This window comes from Verrucomicrobiia bacterium (assembly GCA_036405135.1).
In the GTDB taxonomy this organism is placed as follows: domain Bacteria; phylum Verrucomicrobiota; class Verrucomicrobiia; order Limisphaerales; family JAEYXS01; genus JAEYXS01.
The window spans coordinates 1-25,320 of record DASWYF010000040.1 but is presented as its reverse complement, the minus strand read 5'-3'; the positions used below and the strand labels follow the sequence as shown (position 1 = coordinate 25,320).

14 protein-coding genes are annotated in these 25,320 nt (G+C 55.9%); 3 read left to right on the top strand and 11 right to left on the bottom strand.

Going from position 1 to position 25,320, the window contains the following annotated elements; all coding sequences use genetic code 11:
• Positions 1-6 precede the first annotated feature (6 nt).
• The 3 genes from VGH19_19370 to VGH19_19360 are packed head-to-tail and all read right to left on the bottom strand — an operon-like array spanning position 7 to position 5,647.
• On the bottom strand, positions 7-1,032 hold the full coding sequence (locus VGH19_19370) for a zinc-binding alcohol dehydrogenase family protein (protein HEY1173534.1): 1,026 nt from the start codon (positions 1,030-1,032) through the stop codon (positions 7-9).
• 22 nt (positions 1,033-1,054) lie between these two features.
• A complete protein-coding gene (locus VGH19_19365; GenBank protein HEY1173533.1) occupies positions 1,055-4,696 on the bottom strand; it encodes a PVC-type heme-binding CxxCH protein in 3,642 nt (1,213 codons plus the stop codon).
• Between the two features lie 18 nt (positions 4,697-4,714).
• On the bottom strand, positions 4,715-5,647 hold the full coding sequence (locus VGH19_19360) for an aldo/keto reductase (GenBank protein ID HEY1173532.1): 933 nt from the start codon (positions 5,645-5,647) through the stop codon (positions 4,715-4,717).
• A gap of 122 nt (positions 5,648-5,769) precedes the next feature.
• Here VGH19_19360 and VGH19_19355 point away from each other — a divergent pair, with 122 nt between their 5' ends.
• Positions 5,770-6,648, top strand: a complete 879-nt coding sequence (locus VGH19_19355) for an AraC family transcriptional regulator (protein ID HEY1173531.1) — start codon at positions 5,770-5,772, stop codon at positions 6,646-6,648.
• Between the two features lie 108 nt (positions 6,649-6,756).
• On the opposite strand, the gene VGH19_19350 is transcribed toward VGH19_19355, so the two are convergent.
• Positions 6,757-8,061 (bottom strand): PQQ-binding-like beta-propeller repeat protein, encoded by a 1,305-nt coding sequence (locus VGH19_19350; GenBank protein ID HEY1173530.1) that lies wholly within the window; start codon positions 8,059-8,061, stop codon positions 6,757-6,759.
• A 93-nt stretch (positions 8,062-8,154) separates the two neighbouring features.
• A complete protein-coding gene (locus VGH19_19345; protein ID HEY1173529.1) occupies positions 8,155-8,931 on the bottom strand; it encodes an AAA family ATPase in 777 nt (258 codons plus the stop codon).
• Between the two features lie 260 nt (positions 8,932-9,191).
• Between VGH19_19345 and VGH19_19340 the strand changes: the two genes are divergently transcribed.
• Entirely contained in the window at positions 9,192-10,844 is a 1,653-nt protein-coding gene (locus VGH19_19340; GenBank protein HEY1173528.1) for a putative manganese-dependent inorganic diphosphatase, read from the top strand.
• Between the two features lie 87 nt (positions 10,845-10,931).
• Here the strand turns inward: VGH19_19340 and VGH19_19335 are convergent, their stop codons facing one another.
• From VGH19_19335 to sthA, 3 genes are all read right to left on the bottom strand, one after another.
• Complete coding sequence (locus VGH19_19335) at positions 10,932-13,148, bottom strand: carboxy terminal-processing peptidase (GenBank protein ID HEY1173527.1); 2,217 nt, start codon at positions 13,146-13,148, stop codon at positions 10,932-10,934.
• 132 nt (positions 13,149-13,280) lie between these two features.
• A complete protein-coding gene (locus VGH19_19330; GenBank protein ID HEY1173526.1) occupies positions 13,281-14,165 on the bottom strand; it encodes a TIM barrel protein in 885 nt (294 codons plus the stop codon).
• Positions 14,162-15,580 (bottom strand): Si-specific NAD(P)(+) transhydrogenase, encoded by a 1,419-nt coding sequence (gene sthA, locus VGH19_19325; GenBank protein ID HEY1173525.1) that lies wholly within the window; start codon positions 15,578-15,580, stop codon positions 14,162-14,164. Before sthA ends, VGH19_19330 begins: the two co-directional genes overlap by 4 nt.
• Before the next feature lie 292 nt (positions 15,581-15,872).
• On the opposite strand from sthA, the gene VGH19_19320 reads away from it, so the two are divergent.
• Positions 15,873-17,375, top strand: a complete 1,503-nt coding sequence (locus VGH19_19320; protein ID HEY1173524.1) for an MFS transporter — start codon at positions 15,873-15,875, stop codon at positions 17,373-17,375.
• 286 nt (positions 17,376-17,661) lie between these two features.
• Here VGH19_19320 and VGH19_19315 read toward each other — a convergent pair whose 3' ends face one another.
• The 3 genes from VGH19_19315 to VGH19_19305 all read right to left on the bottom strand — a co-directional run bounded on the left by VGH19_19315 (position 17,662) and on the right by VGH19_19305 (position 24,998).
• The gene (locus VGH19_19315) at positions 17,662-19,089 is read right to left on the bottom strand and encodes a DUF6600 domain-containing protein (protein HEY1173523.1); all 1,428 of its coding nucleotides are present in this window, start codon (positions 19,087-19,089) and stop codon (positions 17,662-17,664) included.
• Between the two features lie 317 nt (positions 19,090-19,406).
• On the bottom strand, positions 19,407-23,288 hold the full coding sequence (locus VGH19_19310) for a protein kinase (GenBank protein ID HEY1173522.1): 3,882 nt from the start codon (positions 23,286-23,288) through the stop codon (positions 19,407-19,409).
• Between the two features lie 351 nt (positions 23,289-23,639).
• A complete protein-coding gene (locus tag VGH19_19305; GenBank protein ID HEY1173521.1) occupies positions 23,640-24,998 on the bottom strand; it encodes a M20/M25/M40 family metallo-hydrolase in 1,359 nt (452 codons plus the stop codon).
• Between the last annotated feature and the right edge of the window lie 322 nt (positions 24,999-25,320).

Genomic DNA, 25,320 nt, shown 5'->3' with positions numbered 1-25,320 from the left:
TGAGTGTTATACGGCGACAATAGCTTTGATCACACCTGTTTCAGGTTTCACCCAGCTTGGGAATGCATCAATCATGCCTTCGAAGGATGAGTTGTGTGTGATCCAAGTGTTCGTATTGATCTGGCCATCTTCAATCAACTTGATGATACGAGTGAAATCACCCGGCAGTGCATTGCGGCTCGCGAGAATGGTCAGTTCGCGGCGATGCAGGGCAGGTGCATGGAGGAAAGATATTTCCTGCTGCGTAATGCCCACGTAAACAAGTCGGCCAAGGAAAGCGCAGTAGTTCAGCGCATGAGCCATGGAATTATTGCTGCCTGTGGCATCGACCACCACATCCGCAAGTTGTCCATTGGTAAGTTCAGCAAGGCGTTTCAATTCTTCACCATCATTCTTGGTCAGAATCGTATCCGGCACGCCCATCTTCTCGCGGACAAAAGCGAGGCGTTGCTCGTTCATGTCCATGACTATGGTCTTGGCACCGGAGAGCTTGGCGAATTCGATGGCACTCAAACCAATCGGGCCAGCACCGATGACCAGAACGTGCTCGCCCGCCTTGGGATTACCACGATTCACTGCATGGCAGCCGATGGCGAGTGTCTCTACCAATGCCAATTGATCGAAAGTGAGCTTACGCGAGACATGGAGCTTTCGTGCGGGAAGAATCATGCGCTCAGTCAGGCCGCCGTCGCACATCACGCCCAACGTCTTGTTGCTCTCGCAGCAATTCGTATGGCCACGGCGGCAGGAATAGCATTGGCCGCAATTGATATACGGCTCCACGGAACAGCGATCACCAATTTTAACATTCGTGACTCCATCGCCGATCGCGATGACTTCCACGCCTAGTTCATGACCGGGAATGCGCGGGTAGCTGAAGAAAGGCATCTTGCCGAGGTAACCGGATAGATCGGTGCCACAAATGCCTACGCGATGAATGCGCACGAGCACTTCACCCGCAGCGGGCTGAGGCGCTTCAGGGATTTCGATGTGACGGAAGGAAAGAGGCTTCTCGAGTTGGATGGCTTTCATGGTATCCGGAAATTCGGCTAAGTTATTTGAGCTCTTCCGCCTTCCAAGGTGTTTCACGACCTGTGGTGGCAGCGCGAACGGCTTTGACTTCAGCAGCAGTGACTGCCTGCTGCGATTGATTGAACTCCGTACGGATGTAGGTCAATACGTCTGCAATCTGCTGATCTTCGAGGCCGGCCATGGAAGGCATAGGGATCGGATTCTGCATCACGAACGGCTGGCCATTCAGCGTGATCGGTCCTTCGAGGCCGTGCAGCACCACTTTGATAAGTCGGGATGTATCGCCCTTCAGCCAATCGCTGCTGACAAGGGATGGATAGACACCGGCCAAACCTTTGCCATCCGGTTGATGGCAGGGCAGGCAGGCCATCTCATAAATGATGCGACCCGGCGAAGGCGCAGCAACAGCAGTGGAGAGTTTTAATAGATACTCACGATGCGGCGCATCCAGTTTGAGCTGATTGGCGGCAAGAGCAGGTTCCCAAACGGGTTTGAGCGAGCGAGCGCTTTGGGCCAAGGCGTAATCCAAGAAGCGATCGCGTGGTGTATCGAGAGCCTTGGTGATGATCTCTGCGGCTGCGGCATTGGTGACGTAGCTGGCGGCAACAACTGCTTCTAGGCGAACACGTGCATTTTCGTCACGGATGCGGTCGTTCAACAGAGCTTCAGCATTGGGTAATTTCGTGGCCCAATTGCCAATCACGCGTGTGCCATAGGCGCGCACGCGCGGGTCTTTGGCGGCGAGAAGTTTACCGAGCAGTTCGCGTTGCGTCGTTTCATGAGCCTCGTAGATGCCGATGGCTTCGAGCAGCAAACGTTCATAACCGGGAGTAGCAGGAGTAAGTTTGGCAACCCAGTTATCAACTGCGCGAAGTGTTTCAGCGGTGGGTGTGTAGAAGAGCAATCGCTTGGCTTGATAACGAGTCCAGCGTTCGGGAGAAGCGAGTTGCGCCACGAGTTCCTCAGCCTTCATCGCGGCGAGGTTTGGTTGTTTCACTGTCGGGCGTCCCTTAGCAGTGATGCGCCAGATACGGCCATGCGTTTTATCACGACGAGGATCAGCATAGCTGGCTTGATAATGGCCGATAACAGGATTGAACCAATCTGCAAGATAGATGGCGCCATCTGGACCAACACTCACATCAACAGGGCGGAATGAAGTGTCCGATGACTTCATCAGCTTGGGCAACTGAGTGGTTTTAAATCCCGAGCCACTGTCCTCAAAGCGATGCAATTCCACGACGCTACCAAAGTAGCCGCCGATGACTGCGCAGCCTTGGATGTCTTCCGGCAATGCCTTCGTGCCGATGATGTCGAGCGAGGTCGTCTTGGGTGATGTATCAAAAAGATTACCCACACCATGATACTCGTCCGGCGCTGCATTCTTTGTAAGACCAGGCACGGACCAGTAGCCAACCGGACGATCGCCGGTTTTGTGGAAGAGCTGATTGAAATCATCAAAGGCAACACCCCAGCAGTTGTGACCGGCTTTGCCGCCGTTGAAGAAGCCTTGCAGTTGCAGACGTTTCGGATGGAAGCGCCAAACACCGGCTTTATCGAGCTTGGTGAGGCCCCACGGCGTCTCTACGCGTGAGAAGGCGTGCAAACCTTGCGTGAACCAGAGCGTGCCATCGGGACCGTGACTAATGGAGTTCACCAGCTGATGTGTATCCCCAATGCCGAAGCCAGAGAAGAGCACTTTACGCTCATCGGCTTTGCCGTCGTTATTGGTATCCTTCAGGAAAAGGATTTGATCAAAGTCGCAGACGTAGAGGCCACCGGGGCCAGTTTCCAAACCTTGAATCATCGTAAGGCCTTCAGCGAAGCGCCATGACTTGTCGGCCTTGCCATCGCCATCGGTGTCCTCCAACACGACGATGTAGTCAGCGGGCTTGGCAGCGGCATACGTTTGCGGGTACGTCGGTGAGCAAGCGACGTAGAGGCGACCACGTTCATCCCAGGTGAACTGTGTGGGCTTGGCAATGCCTTCAATTTCGGAAGCGAACAAATTCACCTCATAACCATCAGCCACCGTGAATGTGGCTTTCTGTGCGTCAGCGGAGAGGACGGGGATCTCAGCAGGTGCAGCAGGTTTGGGAACAACTAGAGGAGGAGCTTTTTCGCCACGAGCTAAAGCGTGTATACGGCTGTCAGCATTGGCGATGAGTGGGCGATAGCGCTCAAAGGTTTCGCGCAGAGAAGGCGAGTTGCCGCCCGCTTTGCCGAACATCTGCGAAACGCGATCGCCATATACAAAGGACCAGTTGGCTGGACGCCAGACATCGAACCAAAGCTGGTTCTTCTCGATGATGGCTTCGCGCAGGCTTGGTGGAACGCTTTGCCGTCCGGTCAAGGAGCCGAGTTCCGCCGCCATCACTTGTGCGACAATTCTCAGACCGTCGGGAGTGAGATGAATGCCGTCCTCAGTCAGGCGCTCAGCTTTATTAGGACGCTTAGATAGAGCAGTGTTGAGATCTACATAAACTGCGCCGCGTTGCTTGGCGATGGCTTGGATGGCGGCGGCGTATGCATTCACGTCAGCATTACGCAGAGAGATATCAGGTGCATGCGAAGCAAGGGGCTTCTCGAATGGCATGGGCGAGACGAGGACAAGGCGCTTGGTACGCGCGTTGAACTGGTCGAGCAGGCGGTGGTAGGCGATGGTGAATTCGGTCAGGCGATTGGTGCCATCGAGTGATTCCATCTGCCCATACTGCACAATCACGGTGGTGGCTCCGGCGGCATTGAGTTGGGCGGCCCATGAGCCGAAGTTTAGGTCACGCCACTGTTCGTAAACGGTGTCGCCCTCCCAAGACATGAAACGAAAGCGAGGAGCCTTGGTGTTGAAACCAGCAGCGAGCAGGGATTCCAACTCGGCAGCTTTCTGCTCTCGGACGAAATTTTCCTGTCCGATGAAAACGATGGTTTCGTTGGTGCCGAGTTCGAACTTGCCATTGGTCCACCCGGGCATTGGTGCGCCGGGCTGACCTTCACCAAAACGGCCAAGAATTTCGGGCTCGGACGGAACAAGCGCGTCGGGGAGGGTTTCAATGTTGATATTACGGAAGGCAATCTCCGCTTTGCAGTTACCGTGGATTTGCAGGGCAATGACGCCATCTTGCTCGATGCCGGACTCGCGTTCGGTGTAATCTGCGGTTTGTCGCCCATTGAGCAGTATGCGGACACGTTGGCCTTCGGCGATGATCTGATAGGTGTTCCAATCGTTAGTCTTTTCCAGTTTTAAAATCAGCTCTTTATCCGCCACATAGAGCATCTTTTTGCGGCGAGACTCATCGTAGAGAGAGCCGGTATGGGTGGCACCGATGTCGGCTTGGTAACCGGACATCTCATTCGGTGGAGCAGGGATACGTTTGCTGCGGAACTGGACGCCGCCATTCACGAAACCTTCGGTGCCGACCAACTTGTATTCCAGCGTGAGGTTGAAATTGCGGTAAGTTTTCTTCGTGGTTAAGAACTCGTTCTGCGGGTTGCCATTCAGTGTACCACCCACGATGGTGCCATCCTGCACACGCCAGACCTTGTTCGTTTCGCCTTCCCAGCCGTTGAAGGTCTTGCCATCGAACAAGGGAACAGGCGCAGCGGCACAAAGCGAATTGCCGGTAAAAACGGCGAGCGCCAGGACAAGGAGGAAACGCAGATGCATGAGGGGATTTTGCGTCGGCTAGTTGTTTTTCAGCAAGCCTTCTGTGTGGCCGATATTTTTGACGGGAGCAAAAATCTTCAATACTTCGGCGAGCAATTCCTCGTCAATGGGTTCAGCAGCCCACTTCGCCCAGTTGCGGATGTTCTCGGGGTTGGCACTGCCGGCGACGGTGGTGGTGATATCGGGATTGGCCAGAGAGAATTGCAAGGCGAGCTTGGCGATGTCAGAGCCTTTCTGGGCGCAGACCTCAGCAGCTTTTCGGGCGGCGGCTTTCACTTCTTCGGGTTCTTTGAGCCATTTGGGCAGCGGTGCATTCGTCAGCAAGCGAGCGCTAAAAGGACCGGCGTTCATGATACCCACGCCTTTAGCTTTCAGATAAGGAATGGATTCATCGGCGAAGCGGGTGTTTTGAAGGGTGTATTGATTGTAGCTGAGAGCGCAATCCACATCAGTTTGATCGCAGATGAATTTGAAAATCTTTTGCGGATAGCCGCTGAAGCCGATGTGCTTCACCTTGCCTTGTTGCTGGATCTTGCGGAGCGCGGGGATGGTTTCATCGACGATTTGTTGCATCTCTACGAACTCGATGTCATGGCACAGGATGATGTCAAGGTGGTCGGTGCCGAGACGATGGAGGGAGACGTCGACGCTTTCAGCAACGCGTTTGGCACTGAAATCGAAGTGCTGGAGATCGTAACGACCCAGTTTGGTGCAAAGGGTGTAGCTATCGCGAGGGACGCCACGCAAGGCGACGCCGAGCAACACCTCGCTCATGCCGCGACCGTAGAAGGGAGATGTGTCGATGAAGTTCAGTCCGCAGTCCAAGGCCACGCGCACGGATTTAAGCGCTTCATCCATGGAGACGCTCCGGAACTCCTGACCGAGCGAAGAAGCACCGAAGCTGAGGATGGGAAGGTTCAGGCCGGTTTTACCAAGGGTGCGTGTTTGCATGTGCGTCAAAATTATTGGCGACAAGCTAGTCGAGAATAGCGGAATCAGAAATGGCGCTTATTGACTGCTGCATGTCACAAATTGACTTCATTGGTGTAAGGTAATCTGATATTTTGCTCTGCATGAGCAAACGGCAGAAGCTGTTGAAGCCAGATTTTGTTTCCAATCAGGTAACAGACGCCCAGCGGTATTTCTTGGACCTGAATCCGAGCAGGACGGCGAAGCTGGTGGCGGTGTGTGGCGGGAGAGAACGGTGTCTGCCGGATTATGTAGTGCAGCGGGAGGATTTCCGATTTCACTGTGTGGAGTTTGTCGCGGAGGGAGAGGGGATGGTTTGGTTGGATGGGAGAGAGTTTGAACTTAAGCCGGGGACGGCTTTTCATTACGCACCGGGGATCAAACATCGCATCACCACCTCAACGGCACAGCCGATGCTGAAGTATTATGTCGATTTCGCGGGGACGATGGCGAAGAAGCAGATCGAGCTGGGAGCGCTTGGACAAAAGCGGCCAGTCATGGTGGCAGATGTGCCGGAAGTGTTAGAATTGTTTGAACTGCTGCAACGAAACGGAATCGGCGGGCGCAAGCATGCACATGAGGTTTGTGCGGCTTTGGTGGAGGCGTTGCTTTATCGTCTGGCAGAATCGGCTTTGCCTTCGGGTGATGCGGATACGAGGGCGTTGAACACATTCCAGAAACTTAAGCGGCATCTGGAGGAGAACTTTCTTGCGATTCGAAAGCTGACTGAGGCGACAGATTCGGTGCATGTGAATGAGGCGTATGCATGCCGGTTGTTTCAGAGGTTTCATTATTGCAGTCCGTATCAGTATTTGATGCGGCTGAAGATGAATCATGCGGCGAATCAGTTGCTGGAAGGAAATCGATTGGTGAAGGAGGTGGCGGAGGAATTAGGATTTTCGGATCCGTATAATTTTTCGCGGGCGTTTAAGACGGTGTATGGTTTGTCGCCGGAGAAGTTTTTGAGGCAGAGCAGGGGGTGAGGGAGTTGGAGAGGCTGGCTCAGCAGCTTCCTGCTGGTTGGGACAACCCGCGCTCCAAATGAAAAAGGCGGACCTTGCGGTCCGCCTTTGATTGCTGATGAAAACAGATTACTTCGCGGAGGCGACTTTACTGCCGATGTCTACGCAGACGCCTTCTTTGGTGCTGCGCAGGTAGACTTTGCCGTCTGCCAGAGCAGGGGTGCTCCAGCATTTGCCAGAGATCACTTTGGCATTCGCCACTTCGGTGTAAGCTTTCGGAGAGGCTTCGACGAGGACGAGTTGACCAGCGTCACCCAAGACCAAGAGATGTCCATCAACGAGCAGAACGTTACCGGGGCCGAAACCGGCCTTGCTCCACATCTCTTTGCCAGTGGCGAGTTCCACGCACTTGAGCGGGCCGGTGCCGTATTCTTTGAACTGGAACATGCCGTAGAGGTAGCCGTCCTTCAGAACAGGCGTACTCCAATGGTTCGGCAGTTCGTTGTTCTTGCGCCAGAGTTCAGCGGCGCTGAATGCGGAACCGTTCTTGCTGACTTTGCAAGCACCAGCACCCACGCCGTAACCGGCTGACACGTAAACGATGTCTCCGGAAACAACGGGCGAAATGGCCGTGGAGACGTTGAATTTATAATCCCAGCGCCAAAGCACGGAACCGTTTTTAACATCGCAGGAAACCAAGCCCTTCTGGGTGAAGAAAATCACCTGGCGGACACCATGGATGTCACGTACGACGGGAGTCGAGTGCGTCATCTTGTCGTCCTGAGTCTTCCAGACGGTTTTGCCGTCGTTCTTGTTGAAGGCGAGGAGCGCTTGTCCCGGGCCACCACCGGCTACAAAGATCAAATCACCATCGATCACGGGAGACGCTGCATTCTTCCAAGTGATATTGACACCGGCATGCTCCTTCATGATGTCGCGCTGCCACTTCTTGGTGCCTTTATCGGCATCGAAGCAGACGAGTACAAGATCGGCAGAGAGAGCGTAAACGTTTTTGCCGTCCACCGTGGGGGTGGTGCGAGGGCCGTCTCCGCCTTTGTTATCAGCGGTGCCAGCGTTGCCGCCATCATGACCATACTTGGCGATGCCGATGGGGACAGCCCACAGCGCATTGCCAGTGTTCACATCCAATGCGGCAACGGTTTCCTGAATCACACCACCTTCATTCTTGCCGACGATGGTGAATGCTTTTCCGCCGGAGACAGCGAAAGAACTGAAACCATCCGTCAAAGGACGCTTCCACAAAACCTTGGGACCATTGGCAGGCCACGTCTTGCTCACGAGCTTCTCGGTGGAGATGCCATCAGCACTGGGGCCGCGGTATTGAGGCCAGTCGGCTGCCTGAACGAGTGTCGCGCAGGTCAGCAATGAAGCCAGCCCGAGCGTCCAAGATTGGAATGGATTGGTGTGTTTCATGTTCGGTTATCGGATTTGGTAAATAATAGACGAATTCTATCTGCTAAACATTCGCAATACCAAGTGGAAAACTCAGGCCGAAATGTAATGCGGTTAAATGCCAAGCCGTTTGGCGACTTCCTCGGACAAAACCTCATAGGCGGCGGCACCGGCACTATATTTGTCATAGTGGATGATCGGCTTGCCGAAGCTGGGGGCTTCCGCCAGACGGGTGGCGCGAGGTATGACGGTGTCGAAAACTTTGTCACCGAAATGCTGGCGCACTTCTGTGACCACTTGATTGGAAAGATTCGTGCGACCATCGAACATGGTCATGACGACGCCGAGCAGTTCGAGGTTAGGATTGATGCCGCCATCGCGCAACTGGTTGTGCAGGCGAGTGATCATCGAGATGCCCTCGAGCGCGTAGTATTCGCATTGGAGCGGCACGAGCAGGTAATCGGCTGCAGAGAAAGCGTTCAGGGTCATGATGCCCAAGGAAGGCGGGCAATCGAGGATGATGGCCTGATAGCGGTCACTGGCGCGGATGGCTTCGGCGATGGATTTAAGGCGCAGCAGGTGACCATCCATACGGGCGAGTTCGATATCCACGCCACAGAGATCCACTTCGCTGGGGATCAGGTCGAGATTCTCGAAAGCAGTCTGCTGGATCTTTTCTTCCAACGTGCCTTCGCCAAGGACGGGGCGATAGAGGCTGGCGCCTTCGATCTTTTCAAAGCCGAGGCCGCTAGTGGCATTAGCTTGGGGGTCGATATCTACGAGCAATACGCGCTTACCACTGGCGGCAAGGCAGGCGGAGAGATTGACGGACGTCGTGGTCTTGCCGACGCCGCCCTTCTGATTGGCCACAGCTATGATCTTTGCAGGCACGCGTTGGATTAAAGAGAGGGCGAGGAGCGAGTGCAAGAACTTCAAGGCAGAAGCTTAAAATGACAAAAGGAGTTTTAAGTTTTTCAGTGTTCAGTTTTCAGAGGGGAAGGGCGCAGGCAGGACATGGGTAACACAAGTGGTTCAGCATATGGAGTGTTCCTAGTCATAAGGATAGTTACTGCCAGCGACTTTTGACAGGGGATGACTTGCGGTGGATACTGGCGCCAGTTACCTTCCGGGCAACCGAAGGGATTTTTCCAATGAGTGAAGTTTTGGTGATAGGGCATCGCAATCCGGACACGGACGCCATCTGCTCGGCAATCGGATACGCCGAGTTCAAGCGGCGGACGGGCATGCGACAGGTGGTTCCGGCACGATGCGGGGATCTGAATGACCGCATCAATTTCGTGCTGAAATCCTTCGGTGTGCCGGCACCCAAGTTCGTGGCGGATGTCTCACCCAAGGTCCGTGACGTGATGCAATCCAACGTGGTCAGCGTTTCCTCACGCACGACCGTGGCGGAAGCACTGGGGATGATGGATGACCGTAACATCCGTGTGCTGCCTATCCTGAATGAAGATCGGAGCTGCAAAGGCTTGGTGTCCGTCTTCAAAATGAGCAAATTTTTCTTCCCGGCACCGAATCGTGTTTTTGATTCACGACGAGTGCTGGCTTCTTTGCGCAATCTGGCCCGGACGGTCAATGGTCGCATGCTCCATGTGGAGGATGCGGACAAGGAAGAGGATCTCGTGCTGATGATCGGTGCGATGAGCCTGGAGGCTTTTGCACAACGTCTTCCCAATTATAAGCCGGAGCGAATCTTGGTGGTGGTGGGTGATCGTCAGGATGTGCAAGAACTGGCGATCCGCGAGAAGGTAAAGGTGATGATTGTCACGGGCGGTTTGCCAGTGGCTCCGGAAATCTTGGCTAAGGCCAAGGAGAATGGAGTGAGCATCATCGTATCTCCGCATGATTCGGCGACAACGGCGATGCTTTGCCGTGCGGCCATCAATGTGACGCACATGTCGCACGAGCATTTCCTGACGTTCCGGGAAGATGAACCGTTGCTGGGCATCCAGAAGCTGGCGGCAGAGTCGAGCTTCCTGGCATTCCCGGTGGTGAATGATGAAAATGAGGTAGTGGGTATCCTCTCCAAATCTGACTTCCTAAAGAAGGTGGAGAGACAGCTCATTCTCGTGGATCACAATGAGCTTTCTCAGGCGGTGATGGGAGCAGATCAGGTGGATATCATTGAAGTGGTGGATCATCATCGTATCGGCACGTTCACAACACAGCAGCCGATCCTTTTCCGCAATGAGCCAGTGGGTTCCACGAGTACGATCGTGGCTGATTGCTTCTTCCGCTATCAGGTGGAGATGCCAACGCAGGTCGCCGGGTTATTGTTGGCGGGCTTGGTGTCGGACACGCTGAATCTAACCTCACCGACGACGACGGAGCGGGATGCCCAGATCTTGGCGGAACTGGAAGTCATCGCCGGAGTGAATGCTGCTGAATTCACCGAAAAGCTGTTCGCTTCAGGCTCGGTGCTTATCTCGCGGACTCCGGATCAGGCTATCACCACGGATTGCAAAGAGTATGTGGAGAACGGACAGAAGTTTTCGGTGGCGCAAATCGAGGAGATCGGTTTCGACCAGTTCTGGAAACGCAAGGATGCAGTGGTGGCGGCTCTGGATAGTTACCGGCTTAAAAACGGGTACCTCTTTGCAGCACTGTTAGTCACGGATGTTGTCTGCCAAACCTCATTGCTGATGGTGGCGAGTGATAAGGGCTTCAAGGACACCATTGACTATCCTGAAGTGCAGCCTGGCATCTATGAGTTGAAGGATGTGGTGTCGCGCAAGAAGCAGTTGCTGCCGTATCTGACTGGTTGTTTGCTGCGGATACGGAATTGAGATTGGTTCGATCCGTCTAACATCCCCGTAAAAGCAGAACCCCGACACGTTGGTGCCGGGGTTTTTGTTGATCCGTTGAATGGACTGTTACTTGGTCTGAACAGCTGGTTTTTCCGGTTCGTTATTGGCCAAAGCCGTGCGGGCATTGATCAGTTTCACGAAATCCAGAAGAATGTTTTCAGCTTCAAGCAGGGCTACATCGGGAATCTCGACAGCTTCTTCTTCGTCAGCCTTTTCATCATCCAGCTTGGCGCGTTCAGGTTTTTCTTCCTTAGCTTTGGCCGGATCGAAGGGAGCAGGCAGGCCGGGTTGGGTGGCTTGCTTGAGTGAAATCTTATAAGTAGTAGGCAGCGGTGTCTTGCGATCTTTGCGCTCCTGTTTGCGAGCGGTCTCGACCTTCTTGAGATCCTCTTTTTCTTTCACACGCTGTGCTTCGTTCATGGAGACGGTCTTGTCCGCACGGATCTTGTCGAAGCGTTCGATATCTTCCTTCACGTAAGCGTAATCTTTGCTGGCTTCAATGCGGCTGGTGGATTTCTGCTTCAAATCCTCCAAGTAAGGAGCCACGCGGTTGACGGGACGGAATTCAGCGGCCTCAATGGTATCCCAAGGCAAGGCGTTCTCCAAAGCACCTTCACCGACTTCAGCGTGATTATTCACGGAAGGCAGGACGATGTCCGGCACGACGCCACGACGTTGGGTGGAAGCACCGCTTGGGCGATAGAATTTACGGATGGTAACTTTGACTGCGCCCGGATTGAACTCAGGGGTCCGCAGGAAGCGTGAGAGTTCCATCAAGGTTTGCACGGTGCCTTTGCCGTGAGTGGAGGAATCGCCCACGATCAACGAGCGGCCATAGTCCTGCAATGCACCCGCCAGAATTTCAGAAGCGGAGGCACTGAAACGGCTGGTAAGAACAATCATTGGACCATCGTATTCCACCTTGGGATCGTTATCCTTATCCACAGTCACTTCGCCGGAAGGATCTTTGACTTGCACAACAGGTCCTTGGCGGATGAAGAGGCCAGTAAGTTTGATGGCTTCTTCCAAAGAGCCGCCACCATTACGACGCAGATCCAAGATAAGACCGCTGATGTTTTCCTCTTTCAGTTTGGTGAGCAGTCGGCTGACATCGCGGGTCGTGCTCTTTCGTTCCCCGTCAGGTTTCTTGTCGTCGAGGTTGAAATCCGCATAAAATGAAGGCAGATCGATGACGCCCAGGCGGTTGGTTTTCCCTTTGCCATCCGGGAACTCGATGATCTGGGCTTTGGCTTCCTGGTCTTCCAGTTTGATCTCCTCGCGGATCAGGCTGACGACGTTACGGACGGAGGAGTCCGCTGCATCAGCCGGAATGACGGTAAGCCTGACTTCGGTGCCTTTGGTGCCGCGGATCTTTTCCACTATCTTATTGAGCGGCATATCGATCACATCCATAGCCTCGCCGTTACCTTGGGCGACAGCTACGATGCGATCGTTCGGTTTGAGCTTTTTGCTGCGGGCTGCAGGACCACCGGGAACGAGTTCCATGATCTTGCAATAACCATCATCACTGGTGAGTTGAGCCCCGATGCCGACCAGCGAGAGACGCATGCCGATGGAGAAGTTATCCAGCTCGGACTTGCTCATGTAATCCGAGTGCGGATCGTAAATGGTGCCCAAGACGGTGAGGTATTCGGAAAGAACCTGTTCGGCATCAAAGCCTTCCACCATCTTGTAAATGCGGTCGTAGCGTTTCTTGATGGATTTCACGATCTCTTCGTGAGTCTTTTTGTTTAGCTTTTCGGTGAGGTATTCAAACCGGACGCGATCGCGCCAGAGCTGCTTTGCTTCCTTCAGGTCAGCCGGACGGGGGGCATCCTTGCGGTTCAGGAGATAACGATCATCGGTGTTGAATTCAAAAGTCTCAGTATCCAGGAGGTTTTGGATGAAGGTCTGCTGCAGCCGGAGGCGTTCATAGAAGCGGTTGAAAATAAGGTAGGCAGGAGAAGTGTCACCTGAGTTGATGGTCATCTCATCCAGCTTGGTGCGCCATTTCTCGAATTCTTCCAAATCTGTCTTGAAGAAAAAGATGTGCTGCGGATCCCAGCGGTCCAGATAGTGGTCCAGAAACTTGGATGATACTTCATCGTTGAAGGCCATCTGGGAGTAGTGGGCGCGCTCCAGCATGCGAGCGGTCAGGATAGCTGTCGTGTTATCATTGGCACCGGCTTCCAAGGGCTTCCACTCTACAAGGGCGAACCCGCGGAGCGGCAGCAGAACGACGGCCAAGAGTGCCGCGATGGCAGAGAGTTTGCGAAACATCATGTTATTAAAAGCTGGGCTGACAACGTTGTTACCGTAACACAAAGGACTGTGTTTGCACGGAGAACTTTCGGCACGGTACGCATGTCATTCCGGTAATATGGACTGTTCGGGTATGTGTTGTGTTAGAAAATATTACAAGGCGTCCTGATATGCCAGCCAAAGTCCCCTAAAATACCGCATCACCCTTAGAGCGTCAGGGCTTTCCGGGATTTCTGCAAGGCAGAACCCGGCGTATTCGATATCGTTCAAGCGTTGGAAGAGGCGGCGGAAGGGGTAGGTATCCAGATATAGGTCGCGGAGATGGACGAGCTTGATGCGGTCTTTAACGAGATCGAAGTTCTTTTCGAAGCCATCGCCGTCGAGATCCGTGTCATTGGAGTTCCAGCAGACGCCGACTTGGGGGTGGTTGGCGAAATCCATCATCTTGCGGATGTTCGGAAGCAGGGAAGTGTCCTTGCCGTGAACTTCCACGCGGATCTCCTGACCATAGCCGGAGGCGAATTCGCCAAGTTCGCGGAGGGATTTACCGATCTGCTCCAAAGTCTTTTCGGGGGGGACTTCTTTGGGGAAGGCGTTCGGACGGACTTTGATGCCTTTGGCGCCGACATCGTGAGCGAGGATGATGTATTCCTTGGTGGCTTCGATGTCTTTGCGGAGCTTGGCCTGGTCGGGCGTGTGGTAATCGAAGGCGCTGCCGAGGCTGTGAAGTTCCACGGGGGAATCTTGGAAGCGCTGCATGACGTCGCCGCGTTCGGCTTTGCTCAAGGAGACTTCCACACTGTGCTTGTGCGTGGTGCGGAGTTCGACGCCTTGGAATTTTGTGTCAGTGCAATTCTTGATAATAGTAGGGACGTCCCAGTCTTTGCCGAGATTGTAAGTGACCATGCCGAGACGCATGGCGCGGAGGGGTGGTAACTTCTGCTTCGTCTCGGGCTTGGCGTCAGCAGCGGTGAGTTGGCCGGTGGTCAGGCTGGCGGCGGCTAGGACGGAGGTTTTGAGAAAGTCCCGGGTGTTCATGCGTCTTGTTCGCGAGCTTTGAGGCGTTTGGCGCGTTGACCGAGGGCATCGTAGGTCGCGTATTTATACATCTCGGAAAGGGTGGGGTAATTGAAACAGGTCTGGATAAAGAGATCGGCTCCGGACTTGGTTTGGAGGGCCATGAGGCCGATGTGGATCAATTCACTGGCTTGCTCGCCGATGACGTGGACGCCGAGGAGTTTCATATCTTCCTCAGCGAATATGAGTTTCAGGAAGCCTTCTTTGTCACCGATGATCTGGCCGCGGGCATTGTGGGCATAACGGGTGCGGCCGACGACATAGGGAATGTTCTTTTGCTGAAGAGTTTCCTCGGTTTCACCGGCCATGGAGCATTCGGGAATCGTGTAAATGCCGTATGGCAGGATGTGCGCGACGCCGGATTTGTATTTGAGATCGAAGGCGTGGACCATGGCAACGCGGGCTTGCTCCATGGAGGTGGAGGCGAGCGCGGGGAAGCCGATGACATCGCCGACGGCGTAGATGTGGGGAAGCAGGCTTTGATAGTTTGCGTTCACATCCAAGGTGCCGCGTTTGCTGGGCTGGATGCCGATGCCTTCGAGGTTCATGCCTTCCGTATTCCCAGTGCGACCAGTGGCGGCGAGGACGCTTTGGACGGCGAGGCGCTTGCTAGATTTGAGAGTGACGATGATTTCGTCTTCCGCTTGTACGGTCTCAATGGAGTCGGGCATATGGAGGTCCACGCCCATGGTGGTCATGCTGGCGGCGAAGGCGTGGGAGACTTCGGCATCGAGAAAACCGAGGAGACGATCGCGGCCTTCGACGAGAGAAACCTTCACGCCAAGGGCGGAGAAGAGGCAGGCGTATTCGCAGCCGATGACGCCGCCACCGGCGATGAGCATGGTGGCGGGGATCTCGCGGAGGTTCAGGATAGTGTCGGAGTCATAGACGCGCGCATCGTGGAAAGGGAATTGCGGCGGATGATGCGGGTGTGAACCGGTGGCGATAAGGATGATGTCGCCCCGGATGTGAGCTGCTGGTGAGTGCGCCGGTTTGACGGAGATGGTGTGGGCGTCTTCGAAGGCGGCGAAGCCTTTGTAGAGATCGACTTTGTGGCGCTTGAGATTTTCGGCGATGCGGGCGCGTTCGGTCTGGACGACTTGCTGCTCGCGGTAGAGGAAGTCGCGGGCAGTGACTTTATCTTTCAGGGAGAAATTGATGCCGTAGAGGCCGCGTTGATGGAAACCGGAGAGGTAGAGGGCGGTCTCGCGTAACGTCTTGGAGGGCAGGGTGCCGGTATTGGCGGCGGCTCCACCGAGGACGTGCTCCTTCTCGATGAGAGCGACGCGTTTACCGAAGTAGGCCGCCTGGGCGGCACCTTTTTCACCAGCCGGACCGGAGCCGATGACCACGAGGTCGTAGTGTTTGGTCTCCATGCGTGGAGCTTTCGCTTTTTGGCCGAACGGGGTTTAAATGGATAGTAGCGATAAGTAAGACAAGGGAGAAGGAAATATTTAGCCACTGATTAAACACGGAATCACACAGATCGGTATGGGAAGAAGAAAAATGCTGTGTGATTGCACCCTTAGGGTGTCTTAGCAGAGAAAATTGTGGGCTTTGGGGAAAAATTCGTTGACCCTGCGCGAATAAATCCGTTTGGTGGTGCGTCTGCCTGCCAGTCTCGTCTCACCAAGGGACGAATTGTGCCGGAATTTCAGTTTTTGCTGTATGTCTACTAAGAACGCTAAATCTAATACGGGTAAATGGATGGCACTGCTGGCTGCCATCCTTGGCTGGCTTTTCGATGGGTTTGAGATGGGCTTGTTCCCATTGATCGGCCAACCGGCGTTGAAGGAGCTTCTCGGTGAGGCGGCGGCGGGGGATGCGGGCAAGTGGTTCTCCATCATCATCGCTGTCTTTCTGATCGGTGCGGCGACGGGCGGCGTGTTGTTCGGCTGGTTGGGTGATCGCATTGGCCGGGTGAAGGCGATGTCTTTGAGCATCTTCACTTACGCGATCTTCACGGGTTTGTGCGGTTTTGCTACGGAGGCGTGGCATATCGCGGCCTTGCGTTTCATCGCTTCGTTGGGCATGGGTGGTGAGTGGTCGCTCGGTGTGGCATTGGTGAACGAGATCTGGCCGGGCAAGTCCCGGGCAATCGTGGCGGGGTTGATCGGTGCGGCAGCGAATGTCGGGTTCTTGATGGTGGCGTTTTTGAGCATGGGCTTGATAGGGATGATCGAAAGCATCCAAAGCGGCATGTTGTCTTTGGGGCTTTCGCAGAAGACGGTGGAGTATCTGCTGCATAATTCGGCATGGCGCTTTCTGATGATTTCAGGCGCATTCCCGGCACTGCTGATTTTTATGATCCGGTTGTTCGTGCCGGAATCAGAGAAGTGGGAGGAAGAGAAGGAGAAGGGTGGAACTTCGCATTGGGCGACGCAGGATCTGATCGGGGTGCTGATCGGGTGCGTGGGTGCGTTGGTCATCATTTATGTGTGGTCACCGGCAGGTCCGGGCGGATGGATCGCTGGATTGGTCACGTTAATCGGTCTGGCGATCGCCCTGGTGGGTTATCTCTATCCTGTGAAACGCTATTTGGAACGTGCGATGGCGGCGGGCTCAATGACGGAGGGAGGCAAGTCACATATCATCAAGATGATGGTTTTTGGTGCGGCTCTGGCGGGTGTAGCGCTGCTGGGGACATGGGGTGCGTTACAATGGGCACCGCGCTGGGCGATCGATCTTGCAGGACCGAATGCGAGTTTTGCCAAGGAGTGGACACAGGTGTGGAGTTCCTTGGGGGCGATCGTGGGTACGATTCTGGCGGCGGTATTGTGTGATTATTTTGGTCGTCGGCCGGTGTATGCCTTCCTGTGCGCGGCATCATTGGCGGCGGCTTATTTCCTATATCGGGATACTATGGTGTATGGGAACACGTTCCTGTTCGCCGTGTTCTTGGCAGGCAGTGTTTCGGCAGCGTTTTATGGTTGGTTCCCGCTGTATCTGCCGGAGCTTTATCCGACGAGTGTGCGCGCTACAGGGCAAGGGTTTGCATTTAACTTCGGGCGTATTTTGGCAGCTGTGGGTGGTTTGCAGACGGCCACGCTGATGAAGCATTTTGATGGCAGTTTCCCGGCGGCAGCGAAGACGATGGCACTCATCTATGTGGTGGGTGTGATCGTGGTGTGGTTCGGGCCGGAAACGAAGGGTAAGCCACTTCCTGAATAAGGATGAGATGAGAGGGGCGAAGGGCGATGTCCCCACACTCCTAATACGTCTGTTACTTTGGCGTTTACCATAGTGATTTTCTACGGTATTTGCTAAGGACATGACTTCCCTGGCGGATGTGTCGCAGGAGGATAGCCGTAGGGGGCACAGTGAAAAATGTGACGATTCGCTGATCATCTGGGCGGAATTTAGAGCGTGATTGATTACGTGCGTAAAAACCCGTCCCCTCACTTTACCAGTGGTGAGAGGGAACGGGCGTTTGTTTTTAACGTTCTATGATGCCTGATCAGGGACGGCCTTTGCCTTTATTGTCTTCGTCTTTCGGCGGTTTCTGAGGTTTCGGTTGAGACGGAGCCTTGGGTTGCGGGTTCACTTTGGGTGGAGCCGCAGGTTTTTGTACTTCGGGTGCGGGCTTTACCGGAGCCGCTTGAGGTGGTTTCGGCTTGTTCGGTGCTGGCTCGTTCGGGAACGGGCGGGGGCGTGGGGTTTCCGGTGTGGGCTTGGGCTTAGGAAGCTCGTCCACGACGGGAGGGGCGAAGGGGCGTTCTTTAGCAGGTCTCGGTTTTGGGACTTCTGAAGGAGGGATCGGCTTTGGCTTCTCCGGACCCGGAGGCTTTGGAGTTTCTGGAGGCGGCACAGGCTTAGGCACCTCAGGTGTCGGAGGCAGCGGCTTTACCGGCGGTTTGGGATCTTTAGGCTCGGAACGATCCGGTGTGTTTGGTTTTTCTGGCGCAGGACCTTTGCGGTTTGGGCCGTTTTTATCAGGATCGTTTTCCGGTGTTTTGGTCGGAGCAGGCACTGGGACGGAACCGGGGCCTTTCTTATCGGGCAAGGTCCTGGGTTCTTGCGGGCGTGCTGGTTCCGCTTTGCTGTCTGGATCAGATTTCGTTGGCTCGGTTTTTGTGGGGGGGGCGTTCTTCCCCGCGTTCGGGGCGTCTTTGGACTTTGTATTGTTTTGATCGGCTTTGGCCGGTGCAGCGGCAGCTTTGGCTTTCACTGCTTCGGGCACAGCTGTGCGGGCGGCGACTTGCTGGATGGGAACAGGTTCAGTCTTGCGGCCAGTTTCTTTTTCCACTTCCTGGGGTTGGGGGCCTTTGTTCACATATACCTGTTTTTGAGAGCCATCAACTGTGCGTGTTTCACGGGTGGGAGATTGCGCGATGACGGTGGTGTTATTGATGATCGTGGTGTTGTTCACGATGACGGTGTTGGGGCGCACAGGCTGATGGAAACTGGCCGTACGAACGAAGACGAAATCAGGACCGCCGATCGAGTGGCGATGACGGAAGCTGATCGTGGGAGCCAACGGGGCCCAGCCGATGTGGCCGCCGCCATGTCGCCAGCTCACCCATGCGGGAGCCCATTCGCGACCGGGAACCCATATCCAGTGATGCTGTGGATGATAGGTCCAGCGGCCATAATGGTAGGTGGCCCATGCCCATGGTTCATCGCTTACCCAATACCAACCGTAATCCGTCCACACCCATTCACCGGTGGTGTAAGGACGCCAACTGACCGCGACCCCTGAAGGACGCCAGCAGCGGTGAGAATCAACTTCGATCCAAGCACCATGGGGGGTGAGCGGTTCGTAAAAATCGGCTTCAGCGGAGATGTGCACCGAGGCGGAGATCTCGAGATCTGCGGAGGCGCGCGGTGGTGCGACTAAAATCAACCCCGTCACGCCGAGGACGAGGCATTTCAGCAATGTTTTCATACCCGAGTGTGTCGCACTAAGTGTGCGGGGTGCCCACAGGTGCGGCAGATGCTGATGTAAGAGGTTTAAAGAGAAAGAGTTCCCGAGATGAAGAAAATTCATTAGGGAGGTTCCGCCCTAGGCTGGATGGGGAGGTAATTCTTTGCAGAATGCGTGGAGCGCAAAGACGGGTGGGTAAAATGCAAAGTGATCAAGTATCAACTACTCATGGCAAAGCTTTCAGAGGGGAAGGCGTAAGGGACGGGTTTTAAAAACGTTTCTTGTGTGGCTTTTGAGAGAACGAAAGGTATCACTCGGGCAGAGTGCCTTTATGTTCGTTACTGTAGGGCAGTGGTAACGTTGTTCGCTTCGCGTAGTTTAGCCTGAGCGCTGTCACGACGTTTCTTCAACTCATTATCTTTTGGGTTTTGTTCGACGAGCCAGTTCAGGTGGAAGAGGGCGGCGAACCAGGATTGGGTCTGTTCGCAGAGGTCGGCTTCTTCGCTGTGCCAAGCAACAATCTCTTCAGGCTTGATGGAGAATTGTTGCGGATATTTCTGACGTAGAGTTTCCCAGTTCTCGGCGAGCTTGGTGGCGGAGACGGGGACGAGGCTGCCGGTGTTATCCAGGCGGCGACCGGAGAGGAGTTGCGCGAGGGGCGCGATGTCATCGATGGGGCGGGCATCCGGCGTGAAATCCCAGAGGCGCGTGGTGCCGTCCGCACTGGCGGTGAAGAGGATGCGGCCATCTTGGGTGAAAGAAGCGTGATCCACGCGATCACGATGGACGAGCGGCGGGGAGACAGGCGCGCCGGTGTAGGTATCCCAGATGCGCGCGGTGTTATCCCAACTGGCGGTGACGACGCGCGTGCTGTCTGGGCTGAACGCGGCGGCAACGACCCAGCCGTTGTGTTGGAGGAAGGGCGTGACGGGTTCGCCGGTGGCCGCGTTCCAGATGCGCGCGGTATTGTCCGCACTGGCGGTCACGACGAAGCGGCCATCCGGGCTGAAGGACGCGAGCGTGAGTTCGGCAGTGTGTTCGAGCGGAGGTGAGAGGGGCTTGCCGGTGGATGCATCCCAGATGCGGGCGGTGTTGTCCCAGCTTGCGGTGATGACCTTGGTGCCGTCCGGGCTGAAGGTGGCGAGGACGACGCGGTCTTGGTGTTCGAGTGGTGGCGTGAGAGCTTGGCCGGTGGCGGTGTCCCACACGCGGGCGGTGTTATCCCAACTGGCGGTCACGAGCTTGGTACTGTCTGCACTGAATTGCGCGTAAGCGATGCGGCTCTTGTGTTCGATGCCTTTGGCGTTCTCATTCATCTGACGGATGCCGCCTTGTCCCTGACCTTGGATGCGAGGAGACATTTCACCGGCGAAGGGTGGAGCATTGGTGCCATCGCGGCGTTTGCCTTTGAAATTACCAGCGCCACCTTGTGGTTGCGTTGGTTCAATGGTGGGGATGGTGCGTAACTGGCCTTTGCGATCCATGTCCGCGGTGAAGAGAATTTTGTTATCCGGGCTGAAAGCGGCAAAGCTTACGGAGAAAGGCAGACGCATGTTGCGGTTCTCCTTGCTGCTTTTGATGTCCCAGGAGCGTACGGTTTGATCGCTGCTGATGGCGTTGATCGCGGTGTCGTTGTTCACGAAACGAGCGGCAAGGATCTCGGCACTGGAGGTGAGTAATTGCGAAACGGGTTCACCGCTCATCACGTCCCAGACGCGCATGGCATTATCCGTGACGGCGAGCATGAGACGGTTGTCCTTCGAGAAAATGGTCTGGCGCAGCTCACCTTTAATGGGGAGTTCACGCGAGTTCTGCTGCGCGGCGGGCGTATCCCAAACGCGCACCGTGCGGTCCTTGCTGGCAATCATCACGCTGCGGCCATCGGGATTGAACAATGCGTGGAGGATTTCCGCGCTGTGGGCGAGCGGTGGGGTGATGGGCTTGCCGGTGGTGGCATCCCAGACGCGGGCGGATTTTTCGGCGACGGTCAGGACGCGGCGGCCATCGGGCGAGAAACGGGCGCGAGCCACGCGAGTGCTGTGGGCGAGGGGCGGGGTGACGGGCTCACCGGTATTCGCATCCCACACGCGGCCGGTGTTGTCTTTGTTCGCGGTGGCGACGCGTGAACCATCCGGACTGAACTCGGCGTAGGTCACGATGTCGTTGTGCTGCATGGGCGGCGTGATGGGTTCGCCGGTCAACACATCCCAGACACGGGCGGTACGGTCTTCACTGGCGGTGACGAGGCGCAGACCATCCGGGCTGAAGGAAACGTGACGGACGATGCCGCCGTGGCGAAGTGTCTTGCCGATGGAGTTACCGGTTTTCGTATTCCAAACGGTGGCGCTACGATCGCGGGAAGCGACGGCGAGCTTGGTGCCATCGGCGCTGAAGGCGATGGACTCGACATCGTCGGAGATACGGATGGGCTTGGAGACGGCTTCGCCGTTAGCGGTGTTCCAGACGCGGGCGGTGCCGTTCTTGTTTTGTCCACCCCCGATGGCGACGAGCGAGCCATCTGCACTGAAGGTGGCGATGTTCACGGGGAAATCGTGCGCGAGCTTGATCGGAGTGGATTGATCCTTACGCCAGTTCCAGAGGAAAGCGGTGCGATTGTCATTCAGCAGGACGAGTTGCTGGCCATCAGGACTGACGGCGGCGGAGCGGACATTATCGGGTAACGAAACGGGCTGGCCCAAGGCGACGCCGGTGGAGACATCCCAGAGGCGGGCGCGTTTGCTGGTGAAGGTAACGAGGAAACGGCCATTCACGCTGGCGGCGGAGGCGACGATGGGTTGATCTTCTGTCCAAAACTGGATGAGGCGCGGTGATTGGCGCAAGGCGGAGGCGATGCGGGTACGCTGGATCTCGGAATTTTCTTTGTTGCCTTCATCAAGGCGGAGAGCATCCACAAAACTGAGCAAGGCGCCGGAGGCATCGCCTTCATCAATTAGACGGAGGCCATCGCCGATGTTCAGGCGCACGAGGCGTTGGCGGCTTTGCTCGGCGAGGGCTTCGGCTTTGAGGCGCTCTTGGGTTGCGGTTTTTTCCAATCCGAGCGCGATGTCGCGCTCCTTCTGCAGGCGTTGCTCGTTGATGAGGATAACGCCGAACAATGTACACAAACCGAAGAAGGTGGTGATGGCGAGAAGGGCCACCGCAGGGCGACGCACGGCCCATTTGCCTGCACGATAAAAATAACCGGCGGGACGGGCACGGATGGGTTCCTTGCGCAGCCAGCGTTCGATGTCCTCGGCCACGGCTTCGGCAGAACCATAACGGCGTTGCGGGTCCTTCTCCATGCACTTGAGGCAGATGGTCTCAAGGTCGCGGTCGACACGGCGATTGATGCTGGAGGGGCGTTGCGGTTCGCGGTCGATGACGAGGCGGAGGGTCTCCAGCGGCGAATCGGCGCGGAAAGGGGGATTGCCGGTGAGCAATTGGTAGAGCACGGCACCGAGGCCATAGACATCCACGGCGGTGGTGAGCTTGAAGCCTTTGCCCTCGGCTTGCTCGGGGGACATGTAGTTCGGTGTGCCGATGATCTCGCCAGTGACGGTGAGGTTTTCACCGGCATCGACGCGCTTGGCGAGGCCGAAGTCGGTGATGTGCGGTTCGCCTTGGGCATCGAGGAGAATGTTATCTGGCTTGAGATCGCGATGGAGGATGCCGTGCTGGTGTGCGAAATGGATGGCGCGGGCGACTTTGGCCATCAAATGAGCTGAAGCGTGCGGGTCTTGCACGAAGCGCTTCATGTGGTCATCGAGGCTGCCGCCTTCGATGTAGCGCATGCTGAAGAACAACTGGCCCTCATGCTCGCCGACCTCGTAGATGGGGACGATGTTCGGGTGGTCGAGATTCGCGACGGCTTCAGCTTCGGCACGGAAGCGCTTCATCTGGTCCTCACCGGCGAGCATGCCCGCGAGAATCGTTTTGAGCGCGACGGTGCGGTTGAGTTTGAGCTGGCGGGCCTTGTAGATGGCACCCATGCCGCCTTGAGCGATGCCTTCGAGGAGTTCGTAATCACCGAAGCGGCGGACCTGATTGCTCTTCACCCCAGCTTCGGCGACGATTTCGCGCATCTTGTCGAGGTCGAGCTGGATGGTGGGATGCGGCGTGCGGGGCGGTGTGGGTGAAGACGATGATCCAGCAGCCGGATTATTCTGAGAATCCGGTGGCGTTGACTCATCGCGTTCGGCCATGGTTTTGTTGCTGCGCACTGTATTGTGTGTGTTGACCGATGTCAGCAAAAAGGACGTTTATCCCAGCGCAGGTATTCGCCCGCTCTGGAAGATAAGACGCCGGAAACGGGAGAAAGTTGCGCGGGAGGAAATAAAGAATTTTTTGGTGAACGAAAAGGGAGTGAGGGACGTCTAACTGGTGTTTAGAGAGGAGAGACTTTGGCTTTCTTTGAATGCGCTTATGTTTTCTCACTCCTCACCCTCGGTCCCTCTCCGCCGAAGCTCGGCCTGCCTATGAGAGGAGAGGGATGAACTGTGGACGCCTTAAAGTTTATTGGAGCTATTGGTGTTTGGATGTTGAAGCGACTTAAAAACCGCGCTCCTTTACCTTTAGCGGGGGAGAGGTTCAGGTGAATTGGCGAGGGACCAGACCATGATGGCGAGGGCGGCGGTGCAGTCGTTTAGGTCTTTGGGCAATACTTTGTCAACGGTGTCGGCGGCGGTGTGGTGGTAGTTGAAGTAGGGTTTGCGATCGACTTCGAGGTGCATGGCAGGGACGCCGCCGACGAGGAGTTGGAGGACATCGGTGCCGCGGCAGCCGAATTCCATCTGAGTTGCGCCAACGGGTTCGAGCAAGGGGGCGATGCCTTTTAATACGGTCATGGCTTTCTCACTGCCGGTGAGGCCGAAGCCGGTGGGCTTGTAAATGCCGCTGTCGCTTTCGATGGCGGCGACGTGTTTGGCGAGGGAGTTGGTGTGAGCGGCGACGTAGGATTTAGCACCGCGCACGCCGTTTTCTTCATTGGTCCAAAGGACGACGCGGATGGTGCGGCGGGGTTTGAGGCCGGATATCATGATGAGGCGGGCGGCTTCCCACGCGGCGATGCAACCACCGCCATCGTCTTGTGCACCTTGGCCGATGTCCCACGAATCGATGTGGCCGCTGACGAGGACGATCTCATCTGGCTTCTCTGTGCCGGGAATCTCGGCGACGACGTTGCGGGACAGGCCATCGGGGAGCGTGGTGGCTTCCATCTTCAGGCGCACGACGGGTTTCTCGCCGCGGTCTTGGAGGCGCTGGAGCAGTTCGGCGTCTTCAATGGTGATGGCGGCGTGAGGGATCTTCGGCACGGCATCATCGTAGGCCATGTTGCCAGTGTGGGGTGTCTGGAGGGAAACAGGAGTGATTGAGCGGACGAGGCTGGCGAGGGCTCCGGCGCGTCCGGCTTCGATGGCGCCTTTCGTGCGGACGGCGACGGTCTTGTGGTAGTCATCGTAAGGGACATTGAAGACGACGATTTTGCCGATGGCTTCGACTTTGCGTTGGGCGAGTTCTTCAAAGCTCTTCACAACAAAGACGGGGGCGGTGAGGCCTTCTTTCTTGGTGGCGATGCTGCCGCCGAGGCCGAGCATGGGCAGGGATTGGCGGCGCGGGCCGACGAGTTCCAATGATTCATTGCCACGAATCCAACGAGGAATGGTGACGGGTTCGCCACGGATGTTGGAGAAGCCGTCGCGCTTCATCTCGGCGAGAATCCAGTCGATGGCGTGATCGAGATTCGTGGAGCCGCTGAAGCGGGGGCCGAAGGTATCGCACAGGTAGGCGAGACGGGCGTAGGCGTTGGTGGAAGTGGTGGCGGCGGTGAGGAGAGTTTTCGCAGCGGCTTGATCGGGGTGATCAGCGGCGCGGGTGGTAAATGTGAGCGCGAGGGTGATCAGGGCGAGGAGGAGAATGCGCGCGTGTAGCATGGGGGGATTGAACAGGAGTAGGGGATGGTGGGCAAGCGGGAGATGGAAAACATTGAGCGATGAGGAAAGAAAGTTGACCGCGAGTGACGCGAAATACGCGAACAAAGGAAAGAAAGTTTCTAACAGAAGATCACGAAGGAAGCGAAGAGGGGGAAAGAATGCCCGAGGCCTTGGAGAAAAATCGGTTCTTCGCTGTTTTCAGTGGAATGGGGATTTGGTAGGAGGAGGAGATGACACCAGAGCGACTGTTTCATGAGTTATTGGGCTTGGGGATGAACTGGGAGGTGAAGGCGAGCCGGTTTGACCGGGACGACGGATTGGT

Bases quoted from the DNA above. Each gene is read 5' to 3' on its own strand.
- VGH19_19370 (HEY1173534.1), bottom strand. From the start codon at position 1,032: ATGAAAGCCATCCAACTCGAGAAGCCTCTTTCCTTCCGTCACATCGAA.
- VGH19_19365 (HEY1173533.1), bottom strand. From the start codon at position 4,696: ATGCATCTGCGTTTCCTCCTTGTCCTGGCGCTCGCCGTTTTTACCGGC.
- VGH19_19360 (HEY1173532.1), bottom strand. From the start codon at position 5,647: ATGCAAACACGCACCCTTGGTAAAACCGGCCTGAACCTTCCCATCCTC.
- VGH19_19355 (HEY1173531.1), top strand. From the start codon at position 5,770: ATGAGCAAACGGCAGAAGCTGTTGAAGCCAGATTTTGTTTCCAATCAG.
- VGH19_19350 (HEY1173530.1), bottom strand. From the start codon at position 8,061: ATGAAACACACCAATCCATTCCAATCTTGGACGCTCGGGCTGGCTTCA.
- VGH19_19340 (HEY1173528.1), top strand. From the start codon at position 9,192: ATGAGTGAAGTTTTGGTGATAGGGCATCGCAATCCGGACACGGACGCC.
- VGH19_19335 (HEY1173527.1), bottom strand. From the start codon at position 13,148: ATGATGTTTCGCAAACTCTCTGCCATCGCGGCACTCTTGGCCGTCGTT.
- VGH19_19330 (HEY1173526.1), bottom strand. From the start codon at position 14,165: ATGAACACCCGGGACTTTCTCAAAACCTCCGTCCTAGCCGCCGCCAGC.
- sthA (HEY1173525.1), bottom strand. From the start codon at position 15,580: ATGGAGACCAAACACTACGACCTCGTGGTCATCGGCTCCGGTCCGGCT.
- VGH19_19320 (HEY1173524.1), top strand. From the start codon at position 15,873: ATGTCTACTAAGAACGCTAAATCTAATACGGGTAAATGGATGGCACTG.
- VGH19_19315 (HEY1173523.1), bottom strand. From the start codon at position 19,089: ATGAAAACATTGCTGAAATGCCTCGTCCTCGGCGTGACGGGGTTGATT.
- VGH19_19305 (HEY1173521.1), bottom strand. From the start codon at position 24,998: ATGCTACACGCGCGCATTCTCCTCCTCGCCCTGATCACCCTCGCGCTC.